Here is a 22,641-nt window from a genome sequence, read left to right as displayed (position 1 = left end):
TGGTTGTGCTATTCGTATTTTCGCTCTTCTTATTCTGATCTTCATAAAGCATAAAAAAACCTCGATTCCTTCTACAGGGATCGAGGTTTTTATTTACAATAATGACAGCTTAGTAAAGTGATTCGTTATTTAGCTGAAATGACTTTATCAACAGAGTAAGAACCTGCGCCGCTGAATACCAAAGAAACTGCAACGATTAATAGCGTTAGGGCGTATTCGTAGCCGTTGTTTGCCATGAATAAACCGTTTGAAATATGCACAGTTACGATTGCAATTAGCATAGTGAAGGCAATAACGACAGAAGCTGGGCGAACCAATAAACCGATAACCAAGGCTAAGCCACCAAAGAATTCAGCGCTGCCCGCTAAAAGCGCCATCAAATAGCCAGGCTCTAAACCAAGAGACGCCATGAACTGACCTGTCCCTTCAAGACCGTAACCGCCAAACATAGCAAATAGCTTTTGTGCACCATGTGCCATAAGAATGAGACCGACTGGAATACGCAGAATAGTGCTAGCAATACCAGACGTCGTGCTTGTAATGTTTTGAATGAAAGATGCCATTTTTAGTTTCCTTATTGTTAGGGGGAGGTTTTGGTTCAGTGATATGTACTATATATAAAAAAAAGAAATAGAGTAACGGAGTTTTTTGAGGTAAATGATCAATAAAATTGAACATTGCCTGAAACACCCACTTGAAAGTGGTTTTATTGGGAAATCTCCCTATTTGGTTTAGTTATAAGCAAAAAAGTAGCAGAACCTTGGGTGACTAGAATGATAGCGTGTTGATATCTTTTAAAAACAATAAGCAGAATCAACATGTCTAAAGCATTAATCGGAAAAGTCGCCGTGGTAACGGGCGGTGCGTCAGGAATTGGGTTGGCAAGTGTTGAAGGCATAATAGCCGAAGGGGCTAGAGTCGTCATCGTTGACCGCGATGAAAAGGCACTTCAAGTCTTACAAGAAAAACATGGCGATGCTGTCATGACTCTGGCGATAGATTTGCTGGACCCTGTGGCTTGTTCTGCAATGGTGTCTAAAATTTTAGAAAAATCTAAGGTGATTGATATTTTTCACGCGAATGCCGGTTTGTATGTGGGCGGTGATTTAGTGGATGCAGACAATGACGCCATAGATAGAATGTTGAACCTGAATATCAACGTGGTCATTAAAAATGTGCGTGATGTTTTGCCGCATATGATTGAACGTGGTGTGGGCGATATTTTAATAACCAGCTCGTTAGCCGGCCACTTTCCAACGCCTTGGGAGCCCGTTTATGCATCGTCAAAATGGGCGATGAATTGTTTTGTGCAAACCGTGCGTAGGCAAGTCAGCAAACATGGCATACGCGTTGGCTCAGTATCGCCAGGCCCAGTGATTACCTCTTTATTATCTGATTGGCCTGCTGACAAACTGGCAGAAGCTAAGGCAAAGGGGAGCTTGATGGAAGCCAGTGATGTGGCCGACGCTCTGATTTTCATGTTAACGCGTCCGCGTCATGTGACGATTCGGGACGTGGTGATGTTGCCGTCGCAATTTGACCTTTAGCTCGCTTCACTGGGTTCCCGCCTTCGCGGGAATGACAACAATGGTTTGGTTATTAATGCCAAAGTTGGTTAGGAATTAAATGGTTAGGAATTAAATGGTTAGGAATTAAACTGATATAGACTAGAAAGGGGAATGGTCGTTTAACCATTCCCCTTTTACGCTTCTACTAAATCTTATCGTCGAAAAGCTTTACAGTTTAACAATCAGCTTGCCGGTATTTTTACCTTCAAATAGCAAGTTAATGCCGCTGGTTGCGCTTTCGATGCCTTCAATCACATGGGCACGATATTTCAGCTCGCCTTTGCCTAGCATGGCACCCAATGCCTGACCGTATTCTGGAATACGATGAAAATGATCTGGCATGGTGAAGCCTTGGATTGTTAGTCGGCGTTTGATTATGCCTATCCAGCTTGGTCCTGGGGAAGCTTCTTCTTTTTGATACTCAGCGATGAGGCCACATACAGCAATCCGGCCATGAGGGTTCATGCGCTCAAAGATCGGACCTTGTGCTGTGCCGCCGGTATTTTCAAAGAAAAGATCGATGCCGTTTGGAGTGGCATTTGTCAGTTGTTCAACAAAATCTGCGTCTTTGTAATTAATCGCATGATCGAAGCCGAGTTCTTTGGTGAGCCATTGGCATTTCTCATCAGAGCCTGCCACGCCTATCACGGTTAAACCGAGATTCTTAGCCATTTGCCCCACTAGTGAACCAACGGAACCTGCCGCTGCTGTGACAATAAGTGTTTGACCTGCTTCTGGTTTAAGTACTTCAAACACACCGTGATAAGCGGTAATGCCGGGCAGGGCAATGACAGATAAAATTGCTTCAGCGGGTAATTCTTTTGGAATAAAGTTTAAGCCATTGCCATCACTGATGACATATTCTGTTAGACCCATAAGCCCCATGACACGAGAGCCGACAGGGAATTTCTCATTATTGGATTCAACTACTTCGCCTATGCCACTGGCACGCATGGTATCCCCCAACTTTACTGGCGGAATGTAGCTGTTTTCATCTGGGCTCATCCAACCACGCATAGCAGGGTCTAAAGAAAGATGGGAAAGTTTAACTAATACTTCGCCTTCTGCTGGCTTTGGAATGTCTTGAGTCACAATGTTGAAGACATCTTCAGTGATTTCTAGAGTAGGGCGTTTAACCAATTTTACCGAGCGATAAGACATATCAAATAATCCTCTTAGTGTTTCTCTTAATATTTATCTACAGAGTTTGGGGCGCTTTTGTTGATCTAAAGGTTAGGATTAAAGGAGTAAAGGTGCAAACACTCCTGCCTAGTTAACTTTCTGTTTTTATCAAATCACTGATTTTGTCGCACAAACTGATCAATTGTTGATAAGTACTGTGTTTATCCCCAGTGTTTTCGAGCGGCCAGCCGCAGTTGATGCGGAAGCAATCGTGATAAAAATCATGGGTGCTGAAACACGCACCGCTGCGGATGTCGATGCCCTGTTTATTGGCTTCTTTTTCAAGCTGTACCGCATTTAGCCCGGGGACTTGCACCCACAGTACAATCCCGCCTTGTGGTGCGCTGATTTTGGCTTGTTTAGGCAAATGCTCGATTAAACATTGCTGATAATGATGGATGTGCTGGTTCAAAACCGTACGAATTTTATTCACATGAGAACGATATTCCCCAGTGTTAATAAATTCCGCCATGCAGGACTGCATCAGTCCATTCACGCCAAAGCTGGTTAAGGCGTGTTGATTGAGGTAAGACGTCAAATATCGCCCAGGAATACACCAACCAAGACGCAGTCCTGCCGCTAAGGTTTTTGAAAAAGACCCACACCAAATCACGTAACCTTCTTTATCCCAATATTTAGCTGGCAGCGTTGATTGTTTCTGGTGGCTTAATTCGAAATAGACGTCGTCTTCTATCATCGGCGTTTTGTATTGTGCAGCGAGTTTGGCGAGCTTTTGCTTTTGTTCAGCGGGCAGTGTCATGCCGGTTGGGTTCATGTTCGATGTGCTAAACAGGGAAGCTTTAATTAGGTCTTGTTGCATCAGGGTTTCCAGATGGTCTAAATCCAAGCCTTGATCGCTCATAGGAATTTCAATCACTTTGCGCGACAAAGCACTCAGCAAATCGAGCAAGCCACTAAAACAGGGTGAGCTAATGGCAATGGTGTCACCTTCTTTGGTCACGCTTTCTATCGCCAGTCTTACCGCATCGATACAGCCATTAGTGATCACAAAGTCCGCGGCTGAAAAGGAAATACTGTTGTGACGAAAGTGCTCGGCTAGAGCACTTCTTAATCCCTTGTCGCCTTGTGTTTCTGGGTATTGAAATAGGTAGTTTCCGGCTCGTTGGGTGACACGCTTAATGCTGCGTTGTAATGCGACGCTCGGCTGTAATTCTGGCGAAATCATCGAGGTGCCAAGTGGGCTGAAAAGCGCTGAAGCAGGGTTATAGCCATTTAGTGGCGCGAAGCGTTTTGGGTCTCGTTGTTCAATCCCTCTGATATCGAGACTTGGAAAGGTTGTACTTTCTATTTGGTTGGCAACGAAGTAACCAGATTGAGGCTGAGCATAAATCCAACCTGTTTGCTGAAGGTAATCGTAGGCTTTAGTCGCTGTGGTCATGCTGACTTGATGTTGTTTCGCCATGGTTCGTAAAGCTGGTAAACGACTTCCCGCTGGCAGTCTTTGCGCTTGTATGTCGTCAATAAAATGCTGAGCAAGCGTTTCGTAAAGCGCCATAACCTCTCCAGAAATATTTCTCTTCCCTGAATTGTACTCTTATTTTTGTTGAAAATTGAATCTGTGTTCTTTTTTGTTTTCTAGTGATACTTGTGGACATGTTGAGCCAGTGTGGTGCTTCTTCTCGAAACTCGCGCCTACCTCAATAATCACCACACTGACTCAGCACGCGAGTTCGTTGTGATACTGGAAAGCTATGTTTTTTCGAAATTAGTGCCTAGCCCATCGAAATACGGCGTTTATTGGAATGTTGTGGTGCACATCTACGATTAGAAAATTTAGGAACGAATAATGAAACTACGAGACTTTGGGTTGCTGTTTGCCTTGATGGCGTTATGGGGATTGAATTTTAGTGTGATCAAGCTGGGTGTGAACAGTGTTCATCCTTTAGTGCTCACTGCGTTGCGATTCAGCTTTGCGGTGTTTCCTTTGATCTTTTTTATTAAAAAGCCAGATGTTCCATGGCGTTATCTGATTGCTTATGGTTTGTCTTTTGGTGTCGGCGTGTGGGGATTCACGACGTTATCGATTGGTGCGGGTGTTTCGGCGGGAATGGCGTCTTTGTTATTGGATATGAGTGTTGTCAGTAGCTTGCTGGTGGGTTGGTTATGTTTAAACGAAACCATTACTCGTAATAAGTTGCTGGGTGCTGGATTGGCTCTAATTGGCTTGGTGTTGATTATGCAAGCTGATGGTGGTTCGGTGACGGGCAAAGGTTTGGTGCTGGTATTGATGGCGTCGGTTTTTTGGAGTGTGAATGGCTTGATTGTAAAACGTGCGAACACCAAAGCGATCTTTGCTTTTAATATCTGGGGAATGGCGTTTGCGCCTTTGCCGCTATTATTGCTTGCGGTTATTTTCGAAGGAACATACGTTGTTACCGAGCTGCCGAGCCAATTTACCTCGTGGACGTTATTTTCGGTTTTATTCCAAGCTTACCCGACGACATTATTGGGTTACTGGTTTTGGAATAAGATGATCATGAAATATTCAGTTTCGAGCGTGGCTCCAATGACCTTGTTGGTGCCTGTGTTTGGTATTTTAGGCGGTTATTGGTTTTACCATGAGCCAATTGAACCGAGTCAGATAATCGCTGCGGTGCTGATATTGCTAGGTCTGTTTGTCGGGCAAATGGCATTGCCGAAATTGATGTTTTTTAGACGAACGAAAAATATATAAATTAAGAGCGTGAGGAACAAGCTTACTATGAAGCCAATAGCGGTGATTGTGGCCGGTTAGTTTTATGCCTAGCCAAGAATTGTCGATCGCTCGTAAAGATGGTAACTAAGGCATTGAAGGGGAAATAAGCCCATTTTTCACGCTGTATTTGCTATCATGCATTTTATTTTTCAGAGTGCTTTTCTATGTACGACGCTTCTTTATGGCAACCCAGTGCTGACCTTTCGATTTTACAAAAGCGCGCGCAGTTACTGAAAGCCATTCGCGCTTTTTTCGATGCCCGTGAGGTGATGGAAGTGGACACTCAATGTCTGTCTTTGGGAAGCATTACGGATCCACATATTGAAGTGTTGACCAGTCAAACACGTTCCCAAGGCCAAGACCTTACTTATTATCTGCAAACCTCTCCAGAATTCGCTATGAAGCGTTTATTGTGCGCGGGTTCGGGTTCTATTTATCAGTTGGGAAAAGTATTCCGCGCTGAGGAAATTGGCCGTCGCCATAGCATCGAATTTACGATGTTGGAATGGTATCGAGTAGGGTTTGACCATTGGCAATTGATGGATGAGATTCAAGATCTGTTGTCGGTGCTATTGAATGATGAAACGCTGATTTGCGAGCGGCTGAGTTATCAAATGGCGTTTTTACGCCATACCGAACTGGATCCTTTCAACGCAACCTTACTTGAATTGCAAAAATGCGCCCATGAACACACGGAATACGGCTTGCAAGAAGAGGACCGAGACACCTTGCTTGAGTTGCTTTTCTCCAGTGTGGTCGAACCTGCAATTGGTCAGTCCTCCCCTTGCTTTATCCATAGTTATCCTGCTTCTCAGGCGGCGCTTGCCAAGACTCATTTAGATGAGAAAGGGCAGTTGGTGGCGGCGCGCTTTGAGCTGTATTGGCAAGGCATGGAGCTGGCAAACGGCTATCATGAATTGACCGATGCTAAAGAACAAGCCAGACGATTTGCCGAAGATAAAGCAGCGCGTACGGTAATGCGTTTGGCGAACCGTCAATTTGATGAGCGCTTAATTACCGCGTTAGAAAATGGCTTACCAGATTGTGCAGGCGTGGCGTTAGGTGTGGATCGTTTGTTGATGCTACTGTGTCATAAGTCACACATTGCTGAGGTTTTGCCTTTTGCCCATAATCGAGCGTGAGCAAAAGGTCAGTTAGTCTGACCTTCTCTGCCTTTCATAAAGTTCATAAAAGGTGCACAATTTTACCTGTTATCCAAAAACGCCTGAAAGACCTAATGAATTCAATCGAAGACATGTATTCGTTGGCACATATATTAGGACACACACTTGAATCAAAGTAATCGTTTTGTTGCGAAATTGTTCGATGCTAACAACATGAAAAAGCATGTTTTTTGGCTATATATCGTTATTTTTATCATCTCTGCTTTGTCTATTTGGAAGGGGGGAGAAGCGTTACGAAATCAGCAAGTGAAAGAATTGCGGATTGATTCTTTTGGGCAACTAAATCAGCTTGCCAGTGTGTTAGAAAATGCGATTGCTAAATACCAACATATGCCAACATTATTGGCATCCAATGACCGTGTTAGCAAAGCGCTTCGCGACGGTTTTGAATCGGATATCAATCAACTTAACCGTGAACTAGAGCAAATTAACCGCATTACAGAAGCGTCTGATAGCTACATTTTGAACACTGAAGGTTTGACTATCGCTGCTTCCAATTATCGAGAAACAGCCAGTTTTGTCGGGCGTAATTTTGCTTTTCGCCCTTATTTTAAAGACGCGATGCAAGGCAAGCCGGGACGTTATTATGCCCTTGGTACAACATCAAATCGCCGTGGTTATTATTTCTCATATCCTGTTTATGAAGGCGATTCTATTATAGGTGTCGCTGTTGTAAAAGTTGACTTAACACAGTTCGAAAAGCGGTTTGCTAATCAACATTACGAATTCTTACTATTAGACCCTGACGGCATTGTATTTAGTAGCTCACGTTCTAGCTGGCTGTATCGAGTATTGGGCGAGTTGTCACATACTGAGTTACAACGTATTGCGGAATCTCAGCGTTATTACGGTAAATCCATAGAGAAGTTGGCGATTGTTTATCAGAAGCCGTTTGATGATAAATCCCAAGAAATTGATATTCTGGAAAACACTGTCGTTGATGGCGTGGAGGTATTACAAAGGCAGTCTTTTTTACGAATGAGTCGCCCTATTCGGTTATTGAATTTTAAAATATCCATATTAGCGCCACTGAAAACCATTAACGAAGAAATTTCTCTATGGCGAGCGATTTTTGCTGGCGGTGTGACTATCACTGGGTTGCTGTTTGGACTTGCACTGTTGCGCAGCCGTATGTTGCGCGAGCGATCAGACGCCAATGAAATGACTCGTCATAATCAAGCTTATATTCGTGAAGTAATACAAAATACACAGGCTGGTTTGGTGACCTTAGATGAGCACTATAGGATTGAATCGTTTAATCCCGCGGTTGAGAAATTGGTTGGTCAACCATTAGCACCCTTGGTTGGAGAGCCTTTGGATAAGCTATTTCAGCCCTATAATAAAAGTGGTCCAAAGGTGTCCTCCCATGACGATCTGTTAACGGTCGCTAATGATCTGGGAGTCAAAGTCCTAACCCGCGAAGGGTATCTGTGTTATTCAGATCAAGCGGTAGCGGTAGAGATGGCTTTGTGTCAGATGCAGTTACCGAATCGTCTAAGTTACTTGGTTACTTTCCATGACATGACAGAGCGCAAACGCTTTGAACAAGACATTACTCAGGCCAGAATTGAGCTTGAAGAACGAGTAAAAGAACGAACATTTGAATTGGAAGACGCTAACATTCGACTTCGTCAAGAAATTGAGGAACATAAAGGCACCCAGAGAGAGCTTATTCAAACGGCAAAATTAGCCGTATTGGGGCAATTAAGTGCGGGTTTAAACCATGAATTGAACCAACCATTAACAGCTATTCGGGCCTTTGCTGGAAATGGTTTGAAGTTTTTAGACCGTGGTCAATATGAACAGGCTCACGCTAACTTGCAGCATATAAGTCAGCTGGGTCATCACATGGGAGACATTATTGCGCGTTTTAAGGTATTTGCCCGAAAAGGCGATGTGCAGCAAGGTCCTATAGCGGTTCAAACAGCGATTATGGGGGCATTAAAAATAATGACTCCACGTTACAAGGAAGTGGGAATCGAGCTGGTAGTGGCCGAAGATAAAGGCTTTCTTGTAAATGGTGATATGGTCTTTTTAGAACAGGTTTTGGTAAATCTATTAGCCAATGCTGCGGATGCGATTTTAGAAGATATAAATAATGAACGACGAGTGTTTATCAAGCAAAGAGCCACAGAAGATCAGATTGAGATTTGTGTGCAAGACACAGGCAATGGCTTGAGTGAAGAGGCGACCAAACACCTTTTTGAACCATTTTTTACCTCCAAATCTTCTGGGGTAGGTTTGGGGTTAGGCTTATCCATTAGCCAGCGAATTGTAGATGTGATGGGCGGTCAAATTAGCGCCAAAAACCTAACTGAAGGCGGTGCCGAGTTTTGTGTTAGTCTACCTCGTTTTAAGCATCAGTCATCTCAGTCAGTTGTAACAGAGGAATCTTAATGCCGGACAGTAAGAAAGTAATATTAATTGATGATGAACAAGCCGTACGCATGGCGATCTCGCAGACATTGCAGCTCGAAGACTTCGATGTTGCTGAGTTTGTATCGGCTCAGGGAGTCATTGAAAAGCTTTCTCTTGATTGGTCTGGCGTGATTGTCAGTGATATTAATTTGCCGGGTAAAAGCGGCTTAGAGTTGTTTGAAGAAGTCAAAAAAATAGATGCGGAAATTCCGTTTATTTTGATCACTGGGCACGGTGATATCAGCATGGCGGTGAGTGCAATTCGTGATGGCGCGTACGACTTTATAGAGAAGCCATTTTCGAATGAAGACTTTCTAGAGGTTGTTCGTCGCGCTTCTGATAAGCGTCGATTGACATTAGAAAACCGTAATTTGCGCTTGGAATTGGCGGCTCAGAATGCACCTGGCCCTCGGATTATAGGCAACACACCGGGAATTCATCGTTTGCGTCAGGCTTTACTGCATGTAGCAGATACCGCTGCAGATATTTTGATTCAAGGTGAAACTGGCACAGGTAAAGAGCTAGTGGCACGTTATATTCATGAGCATAGTTCTCGTAGAGGTCATGCTTTTGTTGCCATCAATTGTGGCGCAGTGCCAGATTCGATTATGGAATCTGAATTATTTGGTCATGAAAAAGGTGCGTTTACGGATGCGAAAACTCAGCGTATCGGCAAACTAGAGCATGCGAATGGCGGTACGCTATTCCTTGATGAAATTGAAAGTATGCCGATGTCGATGCAAATTCGATTGTTGCGAGTTTTAGAAGAACGTCGCCTAGAGCGTTTGGGGTCTAACACGGCAATAGATCTGGATTTGCGAATTTTGGCTGCGACCAAAGTTGATCTGAAACAGCTCAGCGAAGGCGGAACCTTTCGAGAAGATTTGTACTATCGGCTCAACGTAGTACGAGTCGATATTCCGCCACTAAGAGAGCGTAAGGACGATATTTCTTTGCTCTGGCAGCACTTTTGTTTGGTGGCTATTGCTCAATATAAGCGTGAGGCAGAAGCGCTTTCAGCCGCAAGGATGCACAGTTTATTAAATTACGACTGGCCGGGGAATGTCCGTGAGCTGCGTAATCTTGCTGAACGATATGTGTTGATGGGCGAAGCGGGGTCATTTGAATTTGATCAAATCATCATTAATGAAAACAACCCAGGAGTGATGACGTTACCCGAACAAATGGAGCGTTTTGAAAAAACCTTGCTAGAGCAAGAGCTATTACGTCAAAAAGGCTCTATCAAAGGCACAATGGACGCGTTAGGCCTACCGAGAAAAACGCTCTACGACAAGATGCGCAAGTATGGTTTAGATAAGGATATCTACAAGCAATAATTTTCTGTATCACTAATTGGAATGGGCTTGCTGATATTTCAGGGGCCCATTTTGCTATTCTGCTACTTTCATTTCTTTTGATGTTATTGATTTTATGATTCTAGTTTCCTTGTTCGAGCAAGTTTCAGTGCATGTTTTCCTTTTACTCGTTGTCGTTTCAGGGCTGACGTCTTTTTTTACGGCGAGTTTTGGTGCCGGTGGCGGTGTAATGTTGCTAGGTATTATGGCGCAAGTTCTGCCACCACAATTAATTATCCCTCTGCATGGTGTTGTGCAATTAGGCTCTAACGCTGGAAGAGCGGCAATGAGTTGGCGTCATATAGATTGGAAACTCATTGCCACGTTTTTGCCTGGCGCTTTGTTGGGGGCGTTTATTGGTAGCTTTGTCTTGGTTTCCTTACCACCTGCTATTATGTATTTAACCATTGCGTTATTTATCTTGTATTTATGTTGGGGGCCAAAGTTACCTAAGGTCGTGCTTGGTCCTTGGGGAACCGCCATGGCAGGTGGCGTAACGACCTTTATTACGTTGTTTGCTGGCGCTACAGGCCCTTTAGTAGCGGCCTTTATAAAGCAGATTCATGCGGATCGTTTTCGTACCGTTGCTACGTTTGCAACCGCTATGTCGTTACAACATGTCTTGAAAATAGCGGTGTTTGAAGCGGCTGGGTTTCCGTTACTCGCTTGGTTGCCTTTGTTAGCTTGTATGATAGTGAGTGGTGCAATAGGGACTTGGGTTGGCCTTAGAGTATTAAAACGTATGCCAGAGCGTTATTTTCATCGCGTGTTTAACATGATATTAACGTTAATGGCGTTTAGGTTAATTTGGCAATCCATGACTTTACTAACGGTGTAACAGCGATGTTTTCCCGAGGGAAATAAGTATGAGAGAAAAGCTCCAGACCATTGGTCGAGTCAAACTTGTCGGTGTCATTACTTTTTTAGCCGTGATTTTGGCGAATGTTGCAAACGTTCTCATTTCTGTCTTTTGGGGTTTTGAAACAACTTGGTTTGAAGACATTCTCCGTGCCACTTTGATCCCGATCTTTCTTGCGCCATTGCTTTCTTGGCATCTGGTTAGCATGTTTTATAAGTTGGATCTTTTAGAAAAAGATATGACCTTGTTGGCAAGGACTGACAGCTTAACCCTTACTTCTAATCGTCGATACTTTTATCAGCAAGCCAGTGATTGGCTGTCTGATGAGTTTAATCAAAATCGTTTTTTTGCTTTTTTAATTCTCGATATGGATTTCTTTAAAAGTATTAATGATCAACACGGTCATCTGTGTGGTGATAAAGTGTTGGAGACATTGGGCTGCGTGTTAATAAAAGTGGCACCAAGTCCTAGTTTTGTTGGTCGTCTTGGCGGTGAAGAGTTCGCTTTATTTTTGCCAAATGTTAAGCAACAAGACGCTGAGGTTGTTGCCGCTCAAATTTGCCAAACCATGCGGGAGTGCGTAATAGAGCAGGACGATAAAAAAGTATCTTGCTCTGTGAGTATTGGCATCTCGATTAATAAAAATAACTCAAAAAACGTTATTGAAAGCGCTTTTAAATACGCAGATCTCGCCCTTTACCAAGCCAAAAACTCAGGGCGAGATTGCTATCAAGTTTATCTACCTGAGAGTAGACATTAATCTCCTAACACTAAACCTTCACGTCTTGGATCAGCACCACCGAGTAAACCATCTGGCTCAATGACGATACCTTGTATTCCAGAATTTAAGTCTTGAATCGATACCTTATAGCCCATTTCCTTGAGCGCACTTTCGTAAGACGCTGCTTCAGTGCCTTTTTCGAGATCAAATGTACCAAAGCGATTTAGCATATTTGGCAGGTTGATGGCTTGTTGAATATCCATTCCCCATTCAAGGTGTGCGATAAGCGTTTTAGCAACATAACCAATAATACGAGAGCCGCCTGGCGAGCCTACGACTAAATAAGGCTTGTTGTCTTTCATCACAATAGTTGGCGACATAGAGGAACGAGGACGTTTGCCTGGTTCTAAGCGGTTCGCAATTGGGTAGCCATCTTGGTGAGATTTAAAGGAAAAGTCAGTCAGCTCATTATTAAGCAAAAAACCATTGCTCATCATATGTGAACCAAAGCCATTTTCAATGGTGGTGGTCATAGATACAGCATTGCCATCTTTATCGACAATGGAAATATGGCTGGTGGAAGGGAGTTCAATTGCAATATCGTCAGCTTGTTTGATCGGATGACGCCACTCAGGCTCACCAGCATCTACACTGTCTAAAGCCTTGCCTTTGGTGATAAGTTTCGCTCGGTCGGCTAAATAAGACGGATCCAATAAGCCTTGGGGCATAGGCACAAAATCAGTGTCTGCCATGTAACGACCACGGTCGGCAAAAGCAAGGCGTGAAGCATCGCCAATAATTTGCCATGCTTCGGGTGAGTTTGGACCCAAAGCCGCAAGATCGAACTGTGCGGTAATGCCGAGAATCTGCCCAACCGTTAATGCCCCCGAGCTTGGTGGTCCCATACCGCAAATATCGTATTCTTTATAAGGTAAGCACACCGGAGCGCGCTCTTTGACGCGATAACTGAGAAAGTCTTGCTCAGACAGAACGCCAGGATTGTCTAGAGCGCCACGCACCTTAGTGACAATCTTATTAGCGATTTGCCCAGTGTAGAACTCATCCGCCCCGTATGTGGCAAGATAACGCAGAGTGTCATAATACTGTGTGTTTTGTAAGCGGCTTCCCGCTTCAATAGGTGTGCCGTCTAAGTTGAAGAAGTAGCCCTTGGTTTCTGGGTAGCGGGACAATTTTTCGGCGCTGCCTTTGACTGCGTTTGCTAAGCGCGGTGAAACAATAAAGCCCTCTTGGGCAAGCTCTGTTGCAGGTGTTAATAAATCTTCCCATGGCAAAGTGCCATAGCGTTCATGCAGTACCCCCATTAATTTGACTGTGCCAGGAGTACCAACAGAACGCCCACCAACAACGGCATCGTAAAAGGCAAGCGGTTTACCATTTTCATCTTGGAAAAGCTCGGGTGTGGCTTCTTGAGGGGCGGTTTCTCGGCCGTCAAAGGTCGTTAGCTTCTGATTAGCGGCATCGTAATACACTGCGAATGCACCACCTCCCAACCCTGATGATTGAGGCTCAACCAAGCCAAGAACCATTTGAACAGCCACTAGAGCGTCAATCGCGGAACCGCCCGCTTTGAGAATATCATAGCCCACTTGTGTGGCTTCAGGGTTGGCAGTTGCTACCATAAACTTCTCAGCGTGAGCTAGGGTTTTCTTTTCTACACCGCTGGCTTCTTCTGGCGCGACAGCGTCCGCGGCTTGCTCTGCAGCAAAAGTAAAAGAGCTAAAAGCAAGTAAGGGGATAAGGCGAAATGTTTTTAACCAACGTGTTGTTAGCATCAGTAAAATCCTTATAGATGCAGATGAATGAAAAGTACCTTAACGCATCAGAACAAAAAACTACCATAGAGTGAAGAGGAAAAAGTGCTGTAAAGTTGTAAACAATAAACAAAAAAAACGCCCCGAAGGGCGTCAAAATTTATAAATTTATTGAGTACTGTATTGAGTACGGTTTGGGTGGAAATGGTTATTGAACGATTTCTGGTCCCATAATGCTGTACGGCAATGCAGTAGATAGAGCTGGGATGTAAGTGACCATCACCAAGAACACCATCAGTACTAATACAAATGGCATCGCCGCTTTTACTACACGCGCCAAGCTCATGCCGGTAATACCAGAGGTAACAAATAGGTTCAAACCAATCGGCGGCGTGATCATGCCGATCTCCATGTTTACAACCATGATGATACCAAGGTGAATTGGATCAACGCCCAGTTCCATCGCAATAGGGAATACCACAGGAGCCACGATAACCAGCAAACCTGATGGTTCCATGAATTGACCACCAATCAACAACAAGATATTCACCGCGATCAGGAAGGTGAACCAGTTAAAGCCAACGCCAAGCATCCACTCTGTGATCATTTGCGGAATACGCTCTGCAGATAAGGTATGAGCAAACAACAGAGCGTTGGCGATGATAAACATCAACATAACCGTTGTTTTTGTACCTTCTAGCATAACTTTACGAGACTCTTCACCAAACAAAGAAGGGAAGAAACCACGAAGCATCATGGACAAGTTACGGCCCCAGATTGGCATGCCGGCAGCCAAACAAGCGCCAATAGACTCTTCTAGCTTGCTAGAGCGTTTGTAGACATAAAATATAGCCAAAGCGACAGACATGATCGCGCCCCAAATCGCACGGTCGCCACCAGTGACGGTTTCGCTGTCAGCGAACACGAAGAATGACATGATTTCCCAAACAAGGAAGAAAGACACGCCATATACCGTTCCGTTGAAGCCAACACGTGCATGAGGTGCGTCATTGTCGTTCGTCCATGTTTTGCCTTTTAAAGGCCCCATGTCGCGATAAACAAACAAGGCGATAAACATTGAGTAAACAGCAGCAACAACCGCGGCTTCTGTTGGCGTAAATACACCACCATAAATACCACCCATGATGATAACGACAAGGAACAAGCCCCAGCCAGCTTCTTTACCACCACGGATTAAGTTGCCAAAGCCTTTCCATTCTTCAGCTGGTAGCTTTTTGATACGAGCAACCACATAGATCGCCAACATCAGCATACCGCCCGCCATCAAACCAGGTATAACCCCAGCCAAGAACATACGGCCAACCGATACGTCAACAGATGCGGCATATACCACCATCACGATGGATGGTGGAATCAAAATACCCAATGTACCAGCGTTGGCAATGATGCCTGCCGCGAATTCCTTTGAGTAACCCACCTGCGTCATACCCGCAATGGCGATAGTACCGATGGCAACAACCGTTGCTGGAGAGGATCCAGACAGAGCTGCAAACATCATACACGCCAATACCGATGCCATCGCCAAGCCACCACGAAAGTGACCGACACTGGCAATGGCGAAGTTAATCAAACGTTTCGCTACGCCACCAGTCGACATGTAAGACGAGGCAATGATGAAAAACGGGATAGCAAGCAAGGTATAGTGTTGACCTGCCCCGAACAGAGAAATAGCCACAGACGACAAGGAGTCGTGCGAGAAAAAAGTAATAAACAGTATGGACGATAAGCCCAAAGATATACCAACGGGTAAGCCCACAAATAGCAGGACGATTACCAATGAAAATAGAATGATTGATTCCACAATGATGCTCCTGCGCTAGTCTTTCAAGACGTTTTGGTTTTCTTTGACAAGATCTTGTGCCTCATGGCCACTGATCAGCATGTCTCGTTTGCCGCGGGCAATATCGATAAATGCTTGCAAAGAACGATAAGAAAGGAGAGCCAAGCTGATTGGCAGGATAACAAGAACAATCCAACGGTGAACGCGTGGGCGTAAACCAAACATTTCTTGTACAAATTCTGGGTAACGAAGCTCTTCGGAGCCTATGCCAATTTTGAACATTTTCAACCAGTACTCGATGGCGCCGCCACTTACGTCTACGCCAAGCATCGCGAGCCACGTAGAGTCGAGTAAGATAAGGCCATAAAGCATAGCGGCCGCTGCACCAAACAAAGAAAGTGCTTTGGTTATAGGCTTTGGAACCGCGTTCAAAACAATATCGACGCCTAGGTGAAGGCCGGTTTTGATACCGTAACTCATGCCCAATAGAATTAACCAAGAGAAGGCGACGGTATTGAATTCAAGTGCCGCATCCCAGCCTGTGTTAAAACCATAACGAGCCACAACTTGCCCGAATGATACAGCCATGATGGAAGAGATAACGATGATTAGCAGGTTTTCTTCAGCCCGTTCCATGACTTTTGGGAAGCGTTTCTCTAATGCCCAAAGGATAATAATAAAAATAAGTAAATAAAGGTGCGGCCAAAGTGCCATGGGGGGTCTCCTTAACTAAGTGGACCAGAACAAGTTAAAGTGCAGCGGTGGGATATCTTGTAGGATCTAGGACCGATCTCTGGTGAAGAGGAAGGGATCAAGAAAGCACAGGATAAATCCACAAGAGCTGACCGGTTAAGGTCAGCTCACTGCGGGATAAGAAAGGATTACGCGCCAGCAGCAGCGTCAATCAAATCTTTACCGATGTAGCTTTCAAATTGCTTCCAAACAGGCTTCATTGTATCAACCCATTCTTGACGTTGTTCAGGTGTCAGCACGTTGATTTTGCCACCAGCATCCAAGATGTTTTGACGGTTAGCCGCTTCAGCTGCTTTCACGTTCAAGTTTGCTTCTTGTGTAACTTCATCAGCAATTTGCGTGAACTGCGCACGATCTTCAGGAGAAAGGCTCTTCAAGAATTCAGAAGATGTCATGAACAAGTAAGCCAACAACTGGTGGTTAGTTTCCGTTGTGCTGTCTTGTACTTCGTAGAATTTTTTCGTGTAGATGTTTGACCAAGTGTTTTCTTGACCATCTACAACGCCTGTTTGCAAGGCACCGTATACTTCAGAGAACGCCATCGCTTGAGGAGACGCGTCCATTGCCGCAATCATTTGTTTAGCAACGTCAGACGTTTGTACACGGAATTTCATGCCTTTTGCATCGCTAGGCACTAAAAGAGGTTTGTTGGCAGAAAAATATTTCATACCAGACATCCAGTAACCTAAACCAACGAAACCAGCGTACTCATCCATTTCAGTAAGTAGCTTTTTGCCTTCTGGAGTTTTGGTAAAACGGATAGCGTGGTCCATATCTTTAAAGATGAAAGGTAGATCGAATACACCGTATTTATCGGTATAAGAACCAAACTTAGATAGAGAAGGAGCAAGTAGCTGAACGTCGCCTAAAAGTAGGGCTTCAAGTTCTTTAGAATCACCAAATAATGTGGAGTTAGGGAAAACTTCAACACATAATTTGCCGTTCATTTCTTTGTTAACACGATCCGCGAAGCTATTTGCAGCAACCACTTTAGGGTGAGTAGTACCACCAGTAACGTGGCTGAATTTGACAACACGCTCACCTGGATCACAATTCGCAACTGCAGTGCCAGCAGAAAGAGCAAGAGCTAATGAGGTTAGAGCAAGGCTGATTTTTTTCATTTTTATAAAACTCCAAAAACTGAATTATTATTGTTTACCTGATTTTTAGCCTGATATTTCTCCAAGTTCATATTTGAAGCAGACAGAGCAAAGCAGGTGATGCTAACCATACTGTTTACACAATCCATGCCAAATCTTTAGATTTTTATTAACTTATTGAATTTAAAGAATTAAATTTATTTTCAAGTCTTCGATTAAGAGCTTTGACTTATTTTGTCGGGGGGGATTGCACACATATAAGAGATGCAAATGGGTGGTTTTTCGCCTATTTTGATGGCGGAACGGTTGAAAGAAGCTTTTTGAAACTTTGGTGCATGGCTTTTTTGCCTGTTAGGTTCGCATTTCGACGAGTTTGCTCAGTGTTTCGTCCTAATGCTGCTTCTAGTAATAGTTGATGGCTTGGCTCTTTAGGTATTAATTGGCCTTGTAAGGCAAGAGACAGCGCTTTTTTAAAGAAAGCAGGACGAATACTGTCAAAGGGACGGTGATGGTCTACAAATAACGCAAGATTATGGGCGTCTTGAGCAGTTAGTTTCACGAAAGACGGTATGTCAGATTGGTAGAAAGAGTATTGCTTCAAAATAAGTAAAATTAACTCAACGGATAAATCGTCATATTGCAGAAGTAGATTCATCAACAATTCTTCAAGCAGTTGTGATTGCCATTTTATTGCTTGCTGAGTGGCGAGCTGTGTTAGTGGCTTTACCATCATGATTGAATAACTGCCGCTGGCTTGGTCTTTAGCTGTTCCTAATCGAACCGGTAAAAAATCATTTTTGAGCCAAAATGAAAGCACATCAGGTGTAGCTGCAAAACTTGAGCATAAAAAATCACAGTGCGTATTTGCCGATTTTTCTATGTAACTTAGCAACTGGCTTGCTAAGCCCTTATTTTGTTGAGATTGTTCCGTTGCAATACGGCTGATCCGCCAATAGCCATACTGTCCCGCGTTTTCAAATCCTTCGTGAGCAAGCAAGGATTGCGGTACTAAGTGTCCTCGTGGGCGGCGTTTTCCTTGCATCACCGCTAGACTCAAATCTTCTGGCAAATGCCCTTCTTCTGTCACTATGGCGACACTGTGTATTTGCTCTGCTGTCATTGAAATGAAGCTGGTAACGGATGGATCATCCAGCACCCATCTTAAATTATCTGCTGACGTCTGATAGTGGGCGCTTACTAATAACTGGAAGGTATCATGGAGTAAATTGTTTTCTTTTATCCAGTCTTTGCCTACCAGCATCTTATTTGTGATGTCATCTTTGATGGGGAAAGTGATTCTGGTATCAAAGCTTTGCTTTGCTTGTTCTTTAGGTGCCAGCAAGAGTGTGTTGTTGATCCAATTTTCAAGTGGGTCATTTTCCCCCCATCGAATAGGTTGGCTCAACACAAGCGGTTGTAACGCCAATGGCTTAGTGGTTTTTTGTGATGCCAAATGTTGGCAAAAACGAATGCCAAAACCCTTACCAGAGCCTTCGTAACCATAATCTGTTGTACTAAATAGACAATGATTGGCTTTTTGATTTAGTGCCATCAGCAAAGGCAACGGGATCATTGAAGCTTCATCGACAAAGAGAAAGTCCCATTGGTTTGAGTCATCCATTAGGGCGTCGGGTGCATAAAAAGGAAGCGTAACAGTGTTTGCCTCAAAATGGCTTTCGAATCGTGCTTTAAGACTCACAATTGCATCTTGGTTGGGTGCGGTAATGGCTACACGTTTGCCAGCTTGTACAAGCTTGGCCAAACTGTCTCCTAATAGCGTGGATTTACCGCGTCCACGGGGTGCAATCAACACATAAGACTGTGCTTGCTCGGCAAATAAACAAGCTTGGGCATTTGCTTGTTCATCTGTCAGTGGCGCATTGTCATCCAAAAGGGTGAGTGCTGGTAGCGGGGCGACCTGATGGGCTTTTAGCTCTTGGAAAGGGGAAGTGTTTTTTAAGTGATCAAGTAGATAACGTTTGAAATTGGAATACACTTGTTCTGGTTCGTAGGGCCAAGGTAAATAACGAGAGAGTTCTTGGTCTGCCATACTTAACCAATCGGCGTGCGGTAAGACGACAGCGAACAGGCCATTACCCCGAACAGTGCCCGATAAAATAGCTAATGCGCTGGCTGACACGCCTTGGGTTAGATCGACTAAGACAGCGTCATAGCAGCTACCAAGCTCTTGTCGAGTTTGTTTAAAAGCGCAGGTTTTAAATGGCTTTCTTTTTAAAGATGGAATGAGTAATTCGTCATATTGGCTCACATCATGAGCAGCAATAAGAGGTGTAGAAAAATTTTCGCACAACTGAAGAAAGTCTGGCAAAACCTCGCGAGGCGAGCCTTTTAAAATAAAACAGTGACGATGGTTGTCAGACATTAAAATAAATTCCCTTGTGGTCGTACGACAGAGACTTTCGTCTCGCCTTTGCGCGTTACTCATGCAAAGACCTCTATCATACTGTGACCACAAGGTAGCGCCAATGCTTATGAGGCCTAAGCGATAACAAATAAATCCATGAAGCGATTCACTGCGGTGCTTTCAAGAGCGGCTTGATCTTTACAAAGCGAAAAAATCTGCTGGCACTGACGGTTTGGGAAGCGCGTCGCCAAGTTGTTTTTGAACTTCTGTTCCAACAATGGAATGCCTTCTTCGCGACGGCGGCGATGTCCGACTGGATATTCCACCACCACTTCCTCTGTGCTGCTGCCATCCTTAAAGAACACCTGAATCGCATTGGCAATGGAGCGCTTGTCGGCTTCTAAATATTCGGCAGTGAAGCGTTTGTCTTCGACGATTTCCATTTTGTTGCGCAGCTCATCAATGATGGGATTGGCAGCATGAAAGTCGTCTTCGTAATGTTCGGCAGTTAAATTACCGAAAGCGAGTGGCACTGCCGCCATGTACTGCAAGCAATGGTCACGATCTGCAGCGTTCGCTAATGGGCCAGACTTGGAAATAATGCGAATCGCCGATTCATGAGTACGAATAACGATTTTGTCGATGTCGGCTAAGCGGTCTTTCACAAGAGGGTGCAAAGTAACGGCCGCTTCAGCCGCGGTTTGAGCGTGAAACTCGGCTGGGAAAGAGATCTTGAACAAGACGTTTTCCATTACGTAAGTACCGTAATCTTGTGAGAAAGAAAACTCACGTTTGTCATCAGGCTTAATGGCTTGGTCTTTATTGGTTTTTGAGAAAGACACGTCATAAAAACCCCATTGCTCTGCGGTAAGCACACCGGGAATGCCCATTTCGCCTCGCATCGACATATCGGCCAAACGCACCGCACGAGACGTTGCATCGCCAGCCGCCCACGATTTACGAGAGCCAGCATTAGGTGCATGACGATAAGTACGCAGAGCAGAGCCATCGACCCAAGCTTGCGAAATCGCCGCCATGATCTGTTCTCTGTCGCCGCCCATCATTTTAGTCACCACAGCCACAGAGGCTACGCGCACTAATAACACGTGACATAAACCCACACGGTTAAACGAGTTTTCCAGCGCGATAACGCCTTGGATTTCATGGGCCATTACCATGGCTTCTAATACTTCACGCATGGTCATCGGGCTTTCGCCATTCGATAGACGAACTTGTGAAAGGTGATCGGCAACGGCCAAAATTCCGCCTAAGTTATCGGAAGGATGTCCCCATTCTGCCGCTAACCACGTGTCGTTGTAATCCAGCCAGCGAATGATGCAACCAATGTCCCACGCGGCTTTCACCGGGTCGAGAGACAAAGACGTACCTGGAACGCGAGCACCGTTCGGCACCACTGTGCCTTGGACAATGGGGCCAAGGTGCTTGGTACATTCTGGAAAGCGTAGGGCCAGCAAGCCACAACCGAGTGTGTCCATTAAACAGTTACGTGCTGTGTCTAGGGCTTCTTGGCTTTCAACTTTAAAATTCAATACATAATCTGCAATATCTTGTATGACTTGGTCGTAATCTGGGCGGTTGTTTAGGTCTACGTTGTTGCTCATTAGTGATCCTTAATCGTCAAGTTTTGATGCTGATGCTGATGCTGATGTTGAGTTAATGACGGTCGTCAATATCCACCCACTCAGAATGGTCAGGCCCTGTGTAATCAGCGCTAGGTCGAATAATGCGGTTTTTCGCTCGTTGTTCCATGACATGGGCGGCCCAGCCGGTGACCCGGGAGCAAACGAAAATAGGGGTAAATAATTTGGTGGGAATGCCCATAAAGCGATACGCGCTGGCATGGAAAAAATCCGCATTACAAAAGAGTTTTTTCTCGCGCCACATGACTTCTTCACAACGTTCTGATACCGCGTATAAATGATCGTCACCGACGTCTTCGCTGAGCTTTTTGGCCCACTTTTTAATGATGCCATTGCGTGGATCGCGTTCACTGTAAATAGCGTGACCAAAGCCCATGACTTTTTCTTTATTGGCGAGTTTTTGCAGCAAGGCGGCTTCGGCTTTGTCTGGGGTTTTCCATGGTTCTATCATGTCCATCGCGGCTTCATTGGCGCCGCCATGAAGTGGCCCGCGTAAGCTGCCAATGCCGCCAGTGACGCAGGAAAACATGTCTGACAAGGTGGAAGCACAAACGCGAGCAGTAAAGGTCGAGGCGTTAAACTCGTGTTCAGCGTACAAGATCAAAGACGCGTTCATAACCTGGGTATGAAGGGCGCTTGGCTCTTTGTCATGCAGCATGGTGAGAAAATGACCTGCTAAAGAAGGAACGTTGGCATTGTGCGTATTTACGCGAACGCCATCGTGGCTAAAACGATACCAATAAACCACCATAGCTGGCAGGGTGGCAATCAATCGATCGGCACTATGTAATGCCAACGAGGGTTGTTTTTCAAACGGCAGTTCAGGTTCAAGATTACCTAAAAAGGAACACCCTGTACGCATTACATCCATTGGGTGCGCACTGGCGGGAATCAGCTCTAATACCGCTTTTAGCTCGTCAGGTAAGCTACGTAAACTCATCAGTCTTTGTTCATAGTCATGCAACTGAGTACGGTTAGGTAACTTGCCGTACAGCAGGAGATACGCGACTTCTTCAAAGCTTGCTTTGTCCGCTAAGACATCAATGTCGTAACCGCGATAAGTTAATCCTGAGGCTGCTTTGCCTACGGTACAGAGTGCGGTTTCGCCTGCGCTTTGGCCTCTTAGACCTGCGCCAGAAAGTACTTTAGCCATTTTTCTACTCCATTTTGTTATTGTTTAGAGAAG

At 44.7% G+C, this 22,641-nt stretch carries 17 protein-coding genes; 7 read left to right on the top strand and 10 right to left on the bottom strand.

Annotation, left to right across the window (positions count from 1 at the left end; all coding sequences use genetic code 11):
- Positions 1-125 precede the first annotated feature (125 nt).
- Positions 126-563, bottom strand: a complete 438-nt coding sequence (locus DFP75_RS11455; protein ID WP_110575752.1) for a DoxX family protein — start codon at positions 561-563, stop codon at positions 126-128.
- 255 nt (positions 564-818) lie between these two features.
- Between DFP75_RS11455 and DFP75_RS11450 the strand changes: the two genes are divergently transcribed.
- On the top strand, positions 819-1,547 hold the full coding sequence (locus DFP75_RS11450) for an SDR family oxidoreductase (protein WP_110575750.1): 729 nt from the start codon (positions 819-821) through the stop codon (positions 1,545-1,547).
- A gap of 189 nt (positions 1,548-1,736) precedes the next feature.
- Here the strand turns inward: DFP75_RS11450 and DFP75_RS11445 are convergent, their stop codons facing one another.
- Together DFP75_RS11445 and DFP75_RS11440 are read right to left on the bottom strand one after the other, a co-directional pair.
- Entirely contained in the window at positions 1,737-2,729 is a 993-nt protein-coding gene (locus DFP75_RS11445; RefSeq protein WP_110575747.1) for an NADP-dependent oxidoreductase, read from the bottom strand.
- A 112-nt stretch (positions 2,730-2,841) separates the two neighbouring features.
- Entirely contained in the window at positions 2,842-4,266 is a 1,425-nt protein-coding gene (locus DFP75_RS11440; RefSeq protein WP_110575745.1) for an aminotransferase-like domain-containing protein, read from the bottom strand.
- 291 nt (positions 4,267-4,557) lie between these two features.
- On the opposite strand from DFP75_RS11440, the gene DFP75_RS11435 reads away from it, so the two are divergent.
- The 6 genes from DFP75_RS11435 to DFP75_RS11410 all read left to right on the top strand — a co-directional run bounded on the left by DFP75_RS11435 (position 4,558) and on the right by DFP75_RS11410 (position 12,042).
- Positions 4,558-5,445: an EamA family transporter gene (locus DFP75_RS11435; RefSeq protein WP_110575744.1), complete on the top strand. Its 888-nt coding sequence runs from the start codon at positions 4,558-4,560 to the stop codon at positions 5,443-5,445.
- Between the two features lie 185 nt (positions 5,446-5,630).
- Positions 5,631-6,608 (top strand): EF-P lysine aminoacylase EpmA, encoded by a 978-nt coding sequence (epmA, locus tag DFP75_RS11430; protein WP_110575742.1) that lies wholly within the window; start codon positions 5,631-5,633, stop codon positions 6,606-6,608.
- 147 nt (positions 6,609-6,755) lie between these two features.
- Positions 6,756-9,047, top strand: coding sequence for an ATP-binding protein (locus DFP75_RS11425; RefSeq protein ID WP_245927045.1), 2,292 nt, complete (start codon positions 6,756-6,758; stop codon positions 9,045-9,047).
- On the top strand, positions 9,047-10,405 hold the full coding sequence (locus DFP75_RS11420) for a sigma-54-dependent transcriptional regulator (RefSeq protein WP_110575740.1): 1,359 nt from the start codon (positions 9,047-9,049) through the stop codon (positions 10,403-10,405). Before DFP75_RS11425 ends, DFP75_RS11420 begins: the two co-directional genes overlap by 1 nt.
- Positions 10,406-10,499: 94 nt before the next feature.
- A complete protein-coding gene (locus DFP75_RS11415; protein WP_110575738.1) occupies positions 10,500-11,261 on the top strand; it encodes a sulfite exporter TauE/SafE family protein in 762 nt (253 codons plus the stop codon).
- A 28-nt stretch (positions 11,262-11,289) separates the two neighbouring features.
- Positions 11,290-12,042 carry a GGDEF domain-containing protein gene (locus DFP75_RS11410; protein WP_110575736.1) on the top strand — a complete coding sequence of 251 codons (753 nt, stop codon included), beginning with the start codon at positions 11,290-11,292 and terminating at the stop codon, positions 12,040-12,042.
- On the opposite strand, the gene ggt is transcribed toward DFP75_RS11410, so the two are convergent.
- The 7 genes from ggt to prpC all read right to left on the bottom strand — a co-directional run bounded on the left by ggt (position 12,039) and on the right by prpC (position 22,608).
- A complete protein-coding gene (gene ggt / locus DFP75_RS11405) occupies positions 12,039-13,796 on the bottom strand; it encodes a gamma-glutamyltransferase (protein WP_110575734.1) in 1,758 nt (585 codons plus the stop codon). The genes DFP75_RS11410 and ggt overlap by 4 nt on opposite strands.
- A gap of 187 nt (positions 13,797-13,983) precedes the next feature.
- On the bottom strand, positions 13,984-15,597 hold the full coding sequence (locus tag DFP75_RS11400) for a TRAP transporter large permease (protein ID WP_110575731.1): 1,614 nt from the start codon (positions 15,595-15,597) through the stop codon (positions 13,984-13,986).
- Positions 15,598-15,612: 15 nt separating this feature from the next.
- Positions 15,613-16,290, bottom strand: a complete 678-nt coding sequence (locus DFP75_RS11395) for a TRAP transporter small permease (RefSeq protein WP_110575729.1) — start codon at positions 16,288-16,290, stop codon at positions 15,613-15,615.
- 167 nt (positions 16,291-16,457) lie between these two features.
- Entirely contained in the window at positions 16,458-17,450 is a 993-nt protein-coding gene (locus DFP75_RS11390; protein ID WP_110575726.1) for a TRAP transporter substrate-binding protein, read from the bottom strand.
- 265 nt (positions 17,451-17,715) lie between these two features.
- Positions 17,716-19,812, bottom strand: a complete 2,097-nt coding sequence (locus DFP75_RS11385; RefSeq protein WP_110575724.1) for a tRNA(Met) cytidine acetyltransferase TmcA — start codon at positions 19,810-19,812, stop codon at positions 17,716-17,718.
- A 116-nt stretch (positions 19,813-19,928) separates the two neighbouring features.
- Positions 19,929-21,416 carry a 2-methylcitrate dehydratase gene (gene prpD / locus DFP75_RS11380; RefSeq protein WP_110575722.1) on the bottom strand — a complete coding sequence of 496 codons (1,488 nt, stop codon included), beginning with the start codon at positions 21,414-21,416 and terminating at the stop codon, positions 19,929-19,931.
- A gap of 52 nt (positions 21,417-21,468) precedes the next feature.
- Positions 21,469-22,608 (bottom strand): bifunctional 2-methylcitrate synthase/citrate synthase, encoded by a 1,140-nt coding sequence (gene prpC / locus DFP75_RS11375; protein ID WP_110575720.1) that lies wholly within the window; start codon positions 22,606-22,608, stop codon positions 21,469-21,471.
- Positions 22,609-22,641 lie beyond the last annotated feature (33 nt).

Source organism: Marinomonas alcarazii, from assembly GCF_003208215.1.
Classification (GTDB): Bacteria; Pseudomonadota; Gammaproteobacteria; order Pseudomonadales; family Marinomonadaceae; genus Marinomonas; species Marinomonas alcarazii.
The sequence above is the reverse complement of the archived record's forward strand: the minus strand, read 5'-3'. Positions and strand labels throughout refer to the sequence as shown.